The sequence below is a fragment of the Kitasatospora sp. NPDC058063 genome (assembly GCF_042885395.1).
In the GTDB taxonomy this organism is placed as follows: Bacteria; Actinomycetota; Actinomycetes; order Streptomycetales; family Streptomycetaceae; genus Kitasatospora; species Kitasatospora lactacystinica.
On record NZ_JBHVSD010000020.1, the window covers coordinates 156,038 to 169,038 of the forward strand.

General features: G+C 68.4%; 14 protein-coding genes. 8 read left to right on the top strand and 6 right to left on the bottom strand.

The window, feature by feature from the left end; all coding sequences use genetic code 11:
• The first annotated feature begins 90 nt into the window (after positions 1–90).
• On the top strand, positions 91–1,452 hold the full coding sequence (locus ACFVUY_RS30250; RefSeq protein WP_387735252.1) for an ALF repeat-containing protein: 1,362 nt from the start codon (positions 91–93) through the stop codon (positions 1,450–1,452).
• Positions 1,453–1,560: 108 nt separating this feature from the next.
• On the opposite strand, the gene ACFVUY_RS30255 is transcribed toward ACFVUY_RS30250, so the two are convergent.
• Positions 1,561–1,776 carry a hypothetical protein gene (locus ACFVUY_RS30255; protein ID WP_387735254.1) on the bottom strand — a complete coding sequence of 72 codons (216 nt, stop codon included), beginning with the start codon at positions 1,774–1,776 and terminating at the stop codon, positions 1,561–1,563.
• Between the two features lie 171 nt (positions 1,777–1,947).
• Here ACFVUY_RS30255 and ACFVUY_RS30260 point away from each other — a divergent pair, with 171 nt between their 5' ends.
• Both ACFVUY_RS30260 and ACFVUY_RS30265 read left to right on the top strand, forming a co-directional pair.
• Entirely contained in the window at positions 1,948–2,469 is a 522-nt protein-coding gene (locus ACFVUY_RS30260) for a peptidylprolyl isomerase (protein WP_387735257.1), read from the top strand.
• 4 nt (positions 2,470–2,473) lie between these two features.
• The gene (locus tag ACFVUY_RS30265; RefSeq protein ID WP_387735260.1) at positions 2,474–2,866 is read left to right on the top strand and encodes a hypothetical protein; all 393 of its coding nucleotides are present in this window, start codon (positions 2,474–2,476) and stop codon (positions 2,864–2,866) included.
• Positions 2,867–2,952: 86 nt separating this feature from the next.
• On the opposite strand, the gene ACFVUY_RS30270 is transcribed toward ACFVUY_RS30265, so the two are convergent.
• Positions 2,953–3,099 carry a hypothetical protein gene (locus tag ACFVUY_RS30270; RefSeq protein ID WP_387735263.1) on the bottom strand — a complete coding sequence of 49 codons (147 nt, stop codon included), beginning with the start codon at positions 3,097–3,099 and terminating at the stop codon, positions 2,953–2,955.
• On the opposite strand from ACFVUY_RS30270, the gene ACFVUY_RS30275 reads away from it, so the two are divergent.
• From ACFVUY_RS30275 to ACFVUY_RS30290, 4 genes are all read left to right on the top strand, one after another.
• Positions 3,086–3,409 (top strand): hypothetical protein, encoded by a 324-nt coding sequence (locus ACFVUY_RS30275; RefSeq protein WP_387735265.1) that lies wholly within the window; start codon positions 3,086–3,088, stop codon positions 3,407–3,409. The genes ACFVUY_RS30270 and ACFVUY_RS30275 overlap by 14 nt on opposite strands.
• Positions 3,406–3,621 (top strand): ArsR/SmtB family transcription factor, encoded by a 216-nt coding sequence (locus tag ACFVUY_RS30280; RefSeq protein ID WP_387735268.1) that lies wholly within the window; start codon positions 3,406–3,408, stop codon positions 3,619–3,621. Before ACFVUY_RS30275 ends, ACFVUY_RS30280 begins: the two co-directional genes overlap by 4 nt.
• A 243-nt stretch (positions 3,622–3,864) precedes the next feature.
• Positions 3,865–5,223, top strand: a complete 1,359-nt coding sequence (locus tag ACFVUY_RS30285) for a Shedu anti-phage system protein SduA domain-containing protein (RefSeq protein ID WP_387735270.1) — start codon at positions 3,865–3,867, stop codon at positions 5,221–5,223.
• A 995-nt stretch (positions 5,224–6,218) separates the two neighbouring features.
• A complete protein-coding gene (locus ACFVUY_RS30290) occupies positions 6,219–7,382 on the top strand; it encodes a WD40 repeat domain-containing protein (RefSeq protein WP_387735272.1) in 1,164 nt (387 codons plus the stop codon).
• Between the two features lie 878 nt (positions 7,383–8,260).
• Here ACFVUY_RS30290 and ACFVUY_RS30295 read toward each other — a convergent pair.
• On the bottom strand, positions 8,261–9,085 hold the full coding sequence (locus ACFVUY_RS30295; protein ID WP_387735275.1) for a DUF4231 domain-containing protein: 825 nt from the start codon (positions 9,083–9,085) through the stop codon (positions 8,261–8,263).
• Positions 9,086–9,515: 430 nt separating this feature from the next.
• Here ACFVUY_RS30295 and ACFVUY_RS30300 point away from each other — a divergent pair, with 430 nt between their 5' ends.
• The gene (locus ACFVUY_RS30300; RefSeq protein ID WP_387735276.1) at positions 9,516–9,665 is read left to right on the top strand and encodes a hypothetical protein; all 150 of its coding nucleotides are present in this window, start codon (positions 9,516–9,518) and stop codon (positions 9,663–9,665) included.
• Between the two features lie 505 nt (positions 9,666–10,170).
• Here the strand turns inward: ACFVUY_RS30300 and ACFVUY_RS30305 are convergent.
• The 3 genes from ACFVUY_RS30305 to ACFVUY_RS30315 all read right to left on the bottom strand — a co-directional run bounded on the left by ACFVUY_RS30305 (position 10,171) and on the right by ACFVUY_RS30315 (position 12,967).
• Positions 10,171–10,722: an RICIN domain-containing protein gene (locus ACFVUY_RS30305; RefSeq protein ID WP_387735278.1), complete on the bottom strand. Its 552-nt coding sequence runs from the start codon at positions 10,720–10,722 to the stop codon at positions 10,171–10,173.
• A 243-nt stretch (positions 10,723–10,965) separates the two neighbouring features.
• Positions 10,966–11,490: an RICIN domain-containing protein gene (locus ACFVUY_RS30310; protein ID WP_387735280.1), complete on the bottom strand. Its 525-nt coding sequence runs from the start codon at positions 11,488–11,490 to the stop codon at positions 10,966–10,968.
• 367 nt (positions 11,491–11,857) lie between these two features.
• Positions 11,858–12,967, bottom strand: coding sequence for an RICIN domain-containing protein (locus tag ACFVUY_RS30315; RefSeq protein ID WP_387692524.1), 1,110 nt, complete (start codon positions 12,965–12,967; stop codon positions 11,858–11,860).
• Between the last annotated feature and the right edge of the window lie 34 nt (positions 12,968–13,001).

The following is a 13,001-nucleotide window of genomic DNA, read 5'->3' on the forward strand; positions in this document are numbered from 1 at the left end:
GGTATGCCGATCGTAAAAGTGGATCTATGCTGTGGGTCGTTCATGATCCCTTCACACGAAGCAGGTTTGCTCTCGATGAAGCTGCCCCGGGTGTCCGCAGTCGTCGCCGCCGCGGTCCTGGCCCCCGCTGTCCTCTTCCCGTCCACGGCCTCCGCCTCCGACGCCCCGAAGCCGATCGGCCTCTCCGGTCCCGACACCGGCTCGGACTCCGTCAAGGACACCGCCCCCGAGGACGGCACCCCCGGGGCCGGCAGCGGACAGGAGCAGCGCGACCGCGCCGAGGTCCAGCGCATCCTTGCCGACCCGGCGAGCGGCTTCGGCGTGCGCGAGGCCGCCGAGAAGGCCCTCAAGGGCGGCGCCGCCGAGCTGCGCCACTTCCTGGAGGTCGAGCTCGACGAGCAGCGCAAGACCGACGACCGGGTCAGGACCGCCCAGATCTACAGCACCGGCGGCCCGGCCGTGAAGGCCGCCGCCAGGGCAGCCCTCAACAGCGGCGACGATGCCATCGCCGAGTTCCTGAAGACCGGCCAGTACGTCGCCCGCGCCGAGGACGAGGACCGCGCCAAGGTCGAGGCCCTCCTCGCCGACCCCAAGACCGGCCGCGGCGTGCGCGAGGGCGCCGAGAAGGCCCTCAAGGGCGGCGCCGCCGAGCTGCGCGACTTCCTGACCACCAAGCTGCGCAGGCTGCGCGCCGACGACAACCGGGTCAAGCTCAGCCAGCTCATGAGCCAGGGCGGCACGGCCGTGCGAGAGGCCGCCGGCAAGGCGCTGGACGCCGGCACCGACGAGGCCGTCGAGGCCTTCCTCAACGAGGGTTTCGCCAAGGCCCAGTTCGAGGACGACCGGGTCGAGGTGCTGCGCATCATCGCCGACAAGGAGACCGGCCCGGCCACGGCCGCGGCCGCCCAGAAGGCCATGGACGGCAACGCCGAGGCCGTGCGGCGCTTCCTGACCGTCGAGCTGCCCGTCCTGCGCGAGAGCGACAACCGGGTGAAGGTCTCCCAGATCATCGAGACCGGCGGCCCCGCGGTGAAGAAGGCCGCCCTGGCCGCCTCCGAGGGCAGCTACGCGGACATCCTGGCCTTCCTCAAGGAGGGCTGGGCCAAGGCCAGGGCCGAGGACGAGGCCGCGGCGGCCAAGCCCGGCACGGGTACGGGCAACGGCACCGGCACGGGTACGGGCACCGACGGTTCCGGGCAGCAGCCGCAGACCGTCCAGCCCGCCGGCCTCACCCAGACCACCACCGGCGGCGGCACCACCGGCACCGGCGGCACCACCGGCACCACGGCCGGCACCCGCACGGGCACCGGCAGCACCGGCACCACCGGCTCCGGCACGCTCGCCGCCACCGGCAGCGACGGGCTCGGCTGGGAGGCCGGCGGCGCCGCCGCGGCCCTCGCCGCGGGCGCGGCGATGGTCGTGGCCGCCCGCCGCCGCTCCACCGAGAGCTGACACCCCGGAAGCCGACACCCCGGGCGCCCGCCTCCCCGCGCGTCCCCGCCCGCCGTCACCCCGGCGGCCGGGGACGCGGTGCGTTCCGCCCGCTCCCGGCTCGGCGGCTCAGCCGCCGTCCCCGCCGTCCCCGCCGCTGTCCCCGCCGCCGTTCCCCACGCGGTGGGGCCGCCGGCGCTGGTAGCTGCGCACCGCCTTCCCGGCGCCGAGGGTGAGGGTCGCGACCACCCGGGTCCAGGGCGGCCCGCCGCGGTCGGCCCACACCACGCAGCCGCACCCCGCGACGACCAGGACCAGCACTCCCACCAGAACCGCACCGACCATCGCGACCACCCGCTTTTCGCTCGACGTCCTGTTACGTCTGACGTCCGGATCGTCCCACCCGGTTCGGCCGTGCGGGCGGAGGCTGTGCCAGGATGCGGTAGCCGAACGGCCCAGGTCACCGCACCGGGCCGGACGGGCCCCACCCGTCAGCCGTACCCGAGGAGTCACCCAGTGGCCACTGCCCGGTTCGCCACCCTGCACACCACGGCGGGCCCGATCCGCCTGGAGCTGTTCCCGTTCCACGCGCCGAAGACGGTCCGCAACTTCGCCGAACTCGCCGAGGGCACCCGGGAGTACACCGACCCGCGCACCGGCGGGCCGGGCCAGGGCCCGTACTACGACGGCACGCTCTTCCACCGGGTGATCGCGGGCTTCATGATCCAGGGCGGCGACCCGACCGGCACCGGCGCCGGCGGCCCGGGCTACTCCTTCGCGGACGAGTTCCACCCGGAGCTGTTCTTCACCAAGCCGTACCTGCTCGCGATGGCCAACGCCGGCCCGGGCACCAACGGCTCGCAGTTCTTCATCACGGTGGGCACCCCCGCCCACCTCAACCGCAAGCACACCATCTTCGGCCAGGTCGCCGACGCCGCCTCCAGGGCCGTGGTCGACGCCATCGCCGCCACCCCCACCGAGGCCGACCGCCCGGTCGAGGACGTGGTGATCACCTCCGTCGAGATCGAGCACTCCTGACCCGGTGACCGCCGAGCAGCAGGCTTTCCCGCCCCGCCCGGTCCGCGGCGTACGGGCCCGCTACGTCCACCAGACGAGCTGCCCGGGCGACGTCGCGATCGTCACCGTGGACTTCGAGCCCTGGGAGGAGGGCCTGCGCGTCGAGTCCGCCCCGGACGCGACGGTCCGGGGCGACCCGGAGCCCGGGGACCTGGAGCGCTTCCACGCCGCCCTGGCCGAGGGCGTGCGCGCCGAGCTGTCCGAGCAACTGTCCGGCACCCCGGTGGCGTTGGCACTGGTGCTGCACCACACCGTGGTGCACCTGGTCGACTCCCGCGAGCACTCCTTCCGCACCGCCGGCCGCCTGGCGGCGCGCGAGGCGCTGACCCGCCTGGGCGGCGGCGGCCAGGAGATCTGACGGCAGGTCAGAACCGGTTCGACGGGGGACCGTTCGCGGACCGCGGCTCCGGCCGGCCCGTCAGGGGGCCGGCGGTCGGCCGGGGCTCAGGACCCCGGCGGGACCGTGCTCCACTGCTGGGAGCGCGCCCCGTCGTACATCCGCAGGGCGACGGCGCTGCCGAGCCGGACGCCGCCGGTGAGGGCGAGGTCGGGGTGGGTGGCGGGGGAGATCCTGACCTTGCCCTGCCCCACGTTCTGGGAGCAGGTGCAGGACCTGCACCGCGCCGAGTTCGTGCGCCGGTCGGTCCAACTCGCCGAAGGCGTCGGCTCGGTGCTGCCCGGAGCCCGCCTGCACGGCAGCGCCTGGGAGCTCCCGGGCCCGCCCAGGGACGTCCACCTCGACGGGCGCGGGCTCCTCCTCCTGCCGACCTGCCACCGGTCCGGCGGGCCGCTGCTGTCCGATCTCCCCAGCCGTCCCGCCGCGGTCACCTACCCGGCCGGCCCGGCCTCTTCCTGCCGCGGCCCGGCGGCCCGGCCGGCCCGCGGACGCTGGGCACGGTGATCGGGAACACCCGCACCGAACTGCTGCACCTCCTGGACGAGGAGCGCACCACGAGCGAGCTCTCCCGCCACCTCCACCTCAGCGCCGCCACGGTCTCCGCCCACACCACGGCCCTGCGCGGCGCCGGCCTGATCTCCGCCGAGCGCGCTGGCAAGGCAGTCCTGCACCGGCGCACCGCACTCGGCGGCCTGCTGCTGGGACAGGGCGCCTGACCGCACCCTCTCCGTGCGCCTGACCGCACCCTCTCCGGGCTCCGGCACCACCCACGCAGACGGCTGGAGCCGGTGCCCGCTCGAATCCGGCCGCAACCACGGGACGACGAAGGCCCGGGCCTTCGCGAAGGCGGAGGATACGAGGTTCGACCTCGTGAGGGGTCGCCCCAACACGCTTTCCAAGTCTCACGAACGGTATCCACCGGGGTTCACACCGGTCCTGACCAGCGGAGGAGCAAACCGATGGGCGCGGTCGAACCCGGGCGGACGAGGATGAACGAGAGCAAAACTGAGACCACGAACCTCCTCAAATGCGACAGCATGAGGATGTCCCACGATGCTGGGTCGACTCGCGAGGCACTGTCATACCTGCCGGTCATACTTCAGCCTATGGGTGTCAGATCAGATTTCTCACTGGACCTGCAGCTCAAGTACGTTCACGAGCAGGCGGCGAACGACGAGGTGAAGCGGGCGGTCGCCTCTGTGCTCCAGCACATGAGAACTGGACGCGGTGGCCACCGCAGAGGCGGGAAGGCGCTCGTACAACTCTTGGCAGAGGCGCGCGGACGCGCAGCCTCGGTTGGTGAGTGGGAGGTTGTGCGGATGCTGCAGGACTCCCTCGATTACGCCGAGGAACGGATCCTGCAGCCGGAGTTCGACGAGAGATACCGACTCTTTCAAGACGGCATACGCAACCAGCGGCTGCGGCGGTTTGTGGCGGGCACGCTTGAGATTAACTTCAAGTACGTCGCTGAGGCGGGGCGCGAGTTCCTGGACCAACACCCCGACGCAGATGTGGATGATCTGCTGGCCCATATCAACTCACTCAGCCATGACGCGCGGTATCTCGTAGCACCGGAGGGCCGGCCAGGGCGCTACTCGCTCCTCCGCGGCCGGGCGGAGCAGATGGTGTGGCTAGAACGTGTGCTCCAGGAACGGATCGATATCGAAGACCCGGTGGAAGCTGCTCGGCGGATTGCTGCGTCACCAGAGGCATGGGCTCTCCTAGCCGCTGATCCAGATGGCCAGATGATCCTCCGGGCAGCCCAGCTTCAGCAGCGATCGGCCCGTCTGGCCAGTCTGCGCAGAGTGGCGGAGGACAGCACAGCCACGGAGCTGGACCTACAACGGGCGCTGGAAGGGCAGTACTGGATCTTTGGTGGTCGTTTCGTTGGGGAAGCGGCCCAGCGCAGGTTGGTGTCCGGTGACGAGGTCGACATTCCTCTGATCCGCGGCGATGGAAGCCTTCACATCGTCGAGTTGAAGCGGGCCATGAGCATGAAGGGTCCTCTAGTGAAGCGACATCACGGAGCCTGGGTGCCTACTGCTGAGGTGCACGATGCCGTCGGCCAAGCGGTCAACTACCTTGTTGGGTTGGACGAGAACCGTCAACAGATCTTCGAAGACTTCGGCATCGAGACACGTCGAGCAAGCGCCATCGTTTTGATCGGCCATCCTGCCGTCCAGCCAAGCGTACCGGAGCGTGAGATCAACGAAGCGCTTCGGACGTTCAACACGCACGTGAACCGTGTTGAGGTCATCACGTACAAGGAGCTCATCGACAACGCCGGACGCTCCCTCGGGGATCCCTCCGAGACATAGTGGCTGCGCCGACGGAGAACGGTAGATGACAGCGAGCCCCGACCATACTGTGATCGCGGCCCTCCGGGCGGCTGGGCTGCACCTCAACGGACGGCAACGAATGAGACCACCGGGCCCACGGCCGATCCGGTGGCCGCAGTTGCTTGACTCCGTCGCCGTGTATGCAAGGTCGACCACCATCCGCTCGCCGGGTGGGGTTTCCAGCTGCGTGTACCCGGGCTGAGGTGCCTCCGGTACTCGCCACACCAGCCTGGAAGCTCGACTCGCACCATGCCGACTCCGCCTTGGCGGGACCTCCACTGGCGATCGGTTTGGTGGCCTGGGCATGCTCCACTTGTCGCGGCTGGCGCCCTACGTCGGCGCAGGTCGTGACTGAAAATCAGAGGTGGGTCCTGATCCAGATGGTGCAATACGTCATCGCAGCAGTTCCTGCTGCGGTTGCTGCTCCTCGGAGGAAACACAGCGCGGCCTCATGAAGAAGCCTTCGTGCGCGGCGCGTGCGCTGGTTACTTCGGCGCTGCCTCTTGAGGCCTGGGCTGGATGGTGCGGCTGCGTCGGTGACCGGCATGGCTTCCTCCATGAGCTGAGTCTCAGCAGTGGCTGAGGCGGTTGTTGTGGCCGCAGAACATGTTCGCTGGGGCAACTGGGCTGGCCCCCACGGAGCGGAAGCATCCGCAGGAAACAGAGGAGAGCCTGATCTGCAAGGTTCTGCTCTGTTCTGCGCAGAGATCCGGCGATCACCGGAAATCTGCACTGGACCCCTTCTAACGTTGGGCTTCGGGCGAGAAGGGGCGGTGAGCCAGATGGTCAAGGGCGGCGTACGAGCTGGCGAGAGCCGGTTCCAAAGGGAACTGGGCGCGGCGGCCGCAGAATTGCGCAGATTGAGGACGCAGGGCGGAGAGCCCACGCTGAGGCAGATCGTTGAGCGGGCTCGGCGAGGGAACCTGTCCGAGTCAGGGGTCAGCAGCGCGCTGCGTGGGGGCAACTTGCCCAGGTTGGACTACTACATGCTCCTGGTACGGGTCCTCCTGACCTTCCAGAGTGGCAAGGTTGCGACGATCCAGCATCCGGATCTGGCTGAGTGGCGCGAGCGGTGGCAATGTCTGAAGCAGCTACAGGGAGACGAGAAGGTCAGTAAAGAATCAGCCACTGCTGGGCGGGAGGTCCCAGCCGCCTCAGGCGGCCTAGCCGAGCAGGTCCTGCTTGCAGCGATACGGCGCGGTGAGTATGTGCAGTTGCTTCCCATGGAAGAGGCCACGGGCGGAGTATGGGCGGTGGCCTTCTCACCGGACGGCTTGCGGATTGCAACCGGCCACGGATCGAAGACGGCCCAACTGTGGGACACCGTGGGACAACACAAGTTGGGTAGGCCCCTCTTTGGGCATACGGACCTGGTCCTCACTGTCGCTTTCTCGCCGGAGGGCGCTCTGCTTGCGACGGGTAGTCGCGATGGGACGGTGCGCCTGTGGGATGTGGCCGGCCGGATGTCAGTTGCCGAGCCTCTTGACGGCCACGATGCTGGCGTGTCCCTGGTGCGCTTTTCCGGTGACGGCCGGTTTCTCATCACCGTTGGCAGAACGATCCGTTTGTGGGATCTGGCCGATGCCGAACATCCGAGCAGGATAGGCAAGCCCTTCTCGAGCTCTCTCACGGCCGAACCTGCACTCTCTACCGACGGACTCCTGGCAACCGGGCATGCGAACGGCGTTGTCCAGCTGTGGGATCTACCCACCCAGACCAAGATCGACGGGGTACTGCGCGGCCATGCCGACCGTGTCACAGCCACCGCGTTCTCTCCTGACGGCCGGCTCCTGGCCACGGCCGGGTGCGACATCCAGCTCTGGGACGTGGACTCGCGGCGGATGATCCACGAACCTCTCACGTGCCAGCAGGAGCATGTGCAGACCTTGTCTTTTTCCCCGGACGGGCAACTCCTTGCCGCAGTCACCGGAGTCCGCGGCCAGAAGCAGAAAGAGACGCCAACCGACATAGTCAGGCTGTGGGATACCAGGACGTGGCAGCCGGTCGGTGAACCGTTGGAAGGCCACGAAGGAGTGGTGAGAGCCGCGGCTTTCTCTCCCGACAGCCGACTGTATGCAACCGGTGGTGACGACGGCCTGCTGCGGATGCGTATCCTTCCTGCAGCGCCTCACTGGTAGCCGCGGGGAGGGGAGTTCGGTGCACTCGTGTTTTTGGGTACACCGATCCCCGGTACTCCCGCTGCCGCAGCTCCGCATCCTGCTGGCTCTGGGCTCTTGTTGCACCTTATCGAGGACATCTCCGCGCAAGTGACGCCCCGCCGATGTGGCCCGCAAGGAGACGCGTCGCGGGTGACCGCCCCACCGATAGCGGCCGAGCCGCTCGGCTCAGCAAGGGCGCGGGCTGTCTCCACGTTCCAGGCGCCGTGTCTGCGACCTGGGAGGTGGCCGAGGGTGCCGAGGGGACGATCCGACCTTCCTCGAAGAGGGCGGTTGAGACTGCCGATGAGAATGTGAACGACGAAGGCCCCCTGCCACGCGATCACGCGGCTCGCGTGGCAGGGGGCCGGAAGCGGAAACAGCGGAACATCTCATGTCAGCGCTCGACTCGTCACTACCCTCACGGCCACTCGCCCGTTACTCAGGCCAAACGTCCCGGCTGGCCGTGACCGCGATGGCTCGATGCCCGGCCGGCAGACCCCACTCCACGACGTGCAGTTTCGCCCGTTCGACAGCTTCGCGCGTAACGCCCATAGCGGCAAGTGGGGTTGCCCCATGGTGCTCTAGCCAAGCGAGGCGGCGGCGTTGCTCCGTGGGGTCCAGGGTGTCCCAAGAATCCAGAGTGACTCCTGGCGTCGGCATACCTAGCATCTCCATCCGAACTGCGACGCTGTGGACGTACGGGAGTTCGGAAGGGGACCGCGCCAGTTCCACCAGGGACCAGGCAGCCGCGTACGAAATTGAGCCGTGAGCCCCCATTAGCCGGCGGGCGCGCCAATGTTGGATCGGCGCGAGCACGTAGCGTAAGCCCTGCCGTCTCCTTATGTTTCCCGTGCTCATCAGCTGGCATGCTCATCGCTCGCTGAGCTGGATTGCTCAAGCTGCAGTTCTCGTTTCCGCTGCTCTTCCTTAAGACGTTCGACAAATCGAGCAAACATCCGAAGTCGCTCGCCCTCGGAGAGATCGTTATTGGGGTCGCTTCCAGCGTATTCATCGAGCATGAACTGTGAAGCGTTGTAATGTTTCTCGATCTCATCGGCAGTCGACTGCAGGTTGTAGCCGCGTTCCCGGAACTTGAAGTACCCTGTTACTCCTGCCGATATTCCCACAAAGCCACTGAGGAAGGCGGCTCCGAATCTCAGTGCGGCACTGCTTCCGTCATTCATGGCGGTGAGGGATGACGTCACAATTGACCCGGTGATGATGATCACTTGGAAGAAATTGTGAACTCGACGGTTCCTGTTGGCGCCCTTCCTGTACTGATCGACGATCTCCAGCGAAGCCTCGCGGTAGATCCGCAGGCCGGATGGGGAGTCCAGTGGGAGTTGGGCTGCGGCGGTTTGGCGATCCTGTAGCGCATTGCGCAGCTCGCCGGACGTGGTGACGATCTTCGCGCGGTTGATCCAGAGGAGTCGGCCCATCGTGACCCACAGGGCGGTGACGATCGCCAGTCCCGCATATCTGGCGAACAGCGGCTGTGTATTCCAGAGGCCGACGATCACGGTGTAGCCCAGCAGGAAAGCCAACGCAATGGCGCCAAGCATGCTCAGCAGGAAGATTCGTTGGAAGGTGCGGGCTCCGCGGAGATCGGCCTCTAGTTGGTCAAACTCCTTGACCTTCCTTCGGTAATCCTCCTGAAGGCGCCGCTCCTCGTGCTCTGGCATCAAAAAGGGTCGATATCCAGGCGAATTTTGCCCATCTCCGGAAATGCCTGCACCCGTCGCCACAGATCCCCCTGTTGCCTCACTGGATCTATCGGAGGGTAGGGCACGGATCATTGGCAAGCAAGAGCGGATGTCTGTGCGGCAAGCTTCCGTGAAGAATGTTCCGAAAATTACTGCGAGGGCCGCTGAAATATTCGAGACGATGTGAATTTGATGAGGTTCGGATAGGTCAAGGTCTACTGTGGGCGTAGACGCTTAGCCGAGAGCGGGCCCGAGGAATCTGCCGGCGGCGGGTGAAACGAGAGTCGTGGCGCCCCCGCCGGAGGGCCGGTGTGCACGTCGTGCTGGCTAGATTGGTCCAGACCACATGCCTGCTGGAGCTGATCACGTTGTGCGCGTCGGCCGTTTCCGATCTGGTAGTCCTATAGGCGTGACCGCACACGAATTCGTGGATATCGACGACCCCGACACCTGGCCGGTCCTTCTTGCCGCCCGCATCGGTGAAGTCGCCGCCGAGGTGCCCGCACGCCTCGACACCGCGCGCGACCTCAACAACCGGGTTGGCCACGTCGCCGAGTAGGACAGCGAGGGATCAGCTTCCGGGAGCCCCTCGGGCCTCCTGGCTGGTCGGGCTCCTGACGTACTGGGGGGAAGTCCAGTAGTTTGGGACTGCGTGGGAGAGCGTTGACTATGACCACGTGCGCCGCCTCGGTCGCCTGTCCATAGTCGTCGCGGCTATTGACGTGACCAACTCTGCTGCCCGTGTGCCTGGCCGTGAACTGCTCTTCGACTTCATCGGCATCCACTGAGGCATGGACAGAAGCGGTGTGACCTTCCACTGCACGGCTGACGTCCCGGGCGAGCAGATCGTGGACATCTGGCACCCCGGCGACCCCGAGTGCGATCAGCACCTTCATTCTCCCCAGACGTAGCAGGTCCGGCAGCGGGGTTCACTGTGCAGAGCGTGGCAGCTTAGATGTCCAGAGGCACAACTGAGACCAGAATCTAGACCGCGGAACGATGAAGCAAGCGCCGAGCGGGAGGGGCCGTCAGGCCTGCCCTCCCGAAGGCGGTCGGCCCGGGGCTCAGGATCCCGGGGGGACAGTGCTCCACTGCTGGGAGCGCGCCCCGTCGTACATCCGCAGGGCGACGGCGCTGCCGAGCCGGACGCCGGCGGTGAGGGCGAGGTCGGGGTGGGTGGCGGGGGAGATCCTGACCTTGCCCTGCCCCACGTTCCGTACGGTCCACTGCTGGTTTATGTCGTTCCGGTCGCAGGGCCGGAGCGTGACGGAGCCGCGGGAGCCGTTCGGCGCGGTCAGGCAGGTGCCCGTCGCCTTGTTCTTGACGAGCTGCTTCCCGGCGACGGTGCTCAGGCTCCACTGCTGGCGGTCGTTGTTGCGCTCGGGGGTGGCCACGATGACCCGGCCGCCGCGGCCGGCCTCCAGGTTCCTGGCCGAGTCGTCGCCCCGTGGCCAGACCCGGAGCTGGTTCCAGTTGTCGGTCTGCTTGGACGGCTGCGTCGTCTGCTGCGGGGCCTGGGATCCGGCCGTTCCGGTGGCTGCCGTCGCCAGGCCGGGCGTGCCGCCCAGCAGGACGGCGGTGATGGCTGCGGTCGCGATGCGCTTCGCAGGAGACATGGTTGTCACTCTCATGTGTTTTCCCTTGTGGGGTGTCCGAGAGGCGTGCGGGTTCCTCGGCGGATTGCGCCGGAAGCCCTGCGGGTCACGGGGCCGTGGGCCGGTGGGCACGGAGATGCCCCGTACCCACCCGACCAGGCTAGCCAGAGGTCGGTCCGTCCGCAGCTCCGAGGAAACGTGCAGGTCACGGGCGTGCTGCGGGCGTCGGAGGGCCTGCCGGGGGCGGGGGTCGCCCGGGGGCCACTACTTCACGGACCGCATGGACCACTGCTGGTTGTCCTGCGCCGCGTAGATCCGCAGGAGGGCTGTGTTGCTGCCGGCCTGGGTGCCCCCGGTGAGGGCGAGGCGGGGGTGGGCCTTCGGTGAGATCGCCACCTGGCCGGCCGTCACGTAGTGCACGTCCCACCGCTGGTTCGGGTTGTTCCTGTCGCAGGCCCGGACGGTGACGGCGTCCAGGGTGTCGTCCGGCGCGGTCAGGCAGGTGCCCGTCGCCCTGTTCTCGATGAGCGGCAGTCCGCCGATGTTGCTCAGGCTCCACTGCTGGCGTGCGCTCTCGGGGTCGACGACGGCCACGACGGCCCTGCCGGCGCTGTCGACGTCCAGGTTCCTGGCCGGGATGTTGAGCGGGTAGATCTTGAACTGGTGCCATTCGCCGGTCAGCTGGGAGGGAAGTGCGGCCTGCGGAGTGGCGGCCGTGGCCAGGCCTGGGGTGGCGCCCAGCAGGACGGCGGTGACGGCCGCGGTCGCGATGCGTCTGGCAGGAGACATGGTTGTCACTCTCATGGGGGTTTCCCTTGTGAGGTGGTCCGAGAGGTGCGCGGGCTCTTCCGCGGATGACGCCGGAAACCCTGTGGGTCCCTGTGGGTCGCTGTGGCTCGCACCGGCCGCTGGGCCTCCGGGGCCCGGTGGGCACGGCGATGCTTCGCACCCACCCGACGACCAGGCTAGCCAGAGGTCCGTCCGCCCGCAGCTTCGGGTGAATGCGCAGGTCACGGCCGTGCGGGCGGGGTGAGCCGGGGCACTGTACGGCGGGTTGCGCGGCGGCGCACGTCCGGACGGCCCTGCCGACCGGCCGGAAACGCGGGGCCGCCGCCCGGCGCGGTGCGCGGGCGGCGGCCGTGGAGCGGGCGCGGTGTCAGGAGCAGCTGCTGAACGTCGCGCTGGTGTTGGCGATGTAGAGGGTGGCGCCGGCGGTGGGGTCGGAGGCGAGCGGGACGGTGATGGTGTCCTCGGCGGTCCACGGGATGCCGTGGGCGTCGAAGGTCCAGGTGCCGGTGACCTTGCGGGCGACCTTGGCGAGCGTCACCCAGCCGTACTCCTGGGTCGGGACGGTGACGGTCACGCTGTTGTTGACGCTCCGCGACCCGTGCCATTCGTTGGTGTAGTGCAGGGTGGAGCTGACCGTCCCGGTCAGGACGTTGCCGGGGGCGGCGGCGGACATCTGGGTGCCCATGTCGGCGCCGATGCTGTTGGACCAGCCGCTGTCGTCGGTGACCGCGAAGGACTGCTGGACGGCGCTGCTGGTGTTGTTGAACCAGACCGCGGAGGCGCAGGCGCGCGGCAGCGGCGCGGCCGGGGCCTCGCTCTTGGTGGCCCAGGAGCAGCTGGAGGGGTCCTTCTGGCACTGCTTGGCGCCGTGGTCGACGGCCAGGTTGCGGGCGGCCTGGGCGAAGCCGGTGGACCACTGCTGGTTGACGGTGCCGTTGCAGCTGTACTGGTCGGTCCAGGCGTCGTCGTAGTTGCCGCCGAGCAGCAGGTCCAGGCAGGTGTTGTCACCGGCGTGGCGGATCATGAACGAGTCCGCGCCGCCGGCCGCCGCGGGCTGGAAGTACCAGCGCTGGCTGGCCTGCCCGGCGCAGCTCTGCTGGCGCAGCGCCGGGGTGAAGAAGGCCAGGTCGATGCACTTGCCGGTGTCGTTGTTGACGATGGTGAAGGAGGAGTCGGACGGGTCGACGTTCAGCCGCCAGGACTGGTGGTAGCCGGGGGCGGAGTTGGTGACGATGTAGGCGCCGTCGCCCATGTTGCCGTTCTGGACGTCGAGTTGGCGCCCGTTGCTGAGCGACTTGATGGTCAGGCACTGCTGCGGCGAGGCGCAGGCGGCGAGCGGGGCCGGCGCGGCCTCCGGGGTGGCCGCGGCGGCGCGGGCGGGCGCGGCGGTCAGGCCCAGGGCGGCGCAACAGGTCACCAGGAGGGCCGCGAACAGGCGCAGCCAGGGCGCCGTACGGCCGGGGGTCGTGGTGGGCAAGGGGTTTCCTTTCGTCGGGGGAGAGGTGCGGGGC

Excerpts from the sequence above, each read along its gene's own strand:
- ACFVUY_RS30255 (WP_387735254.1), bottom strand. The coding sequence starts at position 1,776 with ATGGTCGGTGCGGTTCTGGTGGGAGTGCTGGTCCTGGTCGTCGCGGGG.
- ACFVUY_RS30285 (WP_387735270.1), top strand. The coding sequence starts at position 3,865 with ATGGGCGCGGTCGAACCCGGGCGGACGAGGATGAACGAGAGCAAAACT.
- ACFVUY_RS30295 (WP_387735275.1), bottom strand. The coding sequence starts at position 9,085 with ATGCCAGAGCACGAGGAGCGGCGCCTTCAGGAGGATTACCGAAGGAAG.
- ACFVUY_RS30305 (WP_387735278.1), bottom strand. The coding sequence starts at position 10,722 with ATGTCTCCTGCGAAGCGCATCGCGACCGCAGCCATCACCGCCGTCCTG.
- ACFVUY_RS30310 (WP_387735280.1), bottom strand. The coding sequence starts at position 11,490 with ATGTCTCCTGCCAGACGCATCGCGACCGCGGCCGTCACCGCCGTCCTG.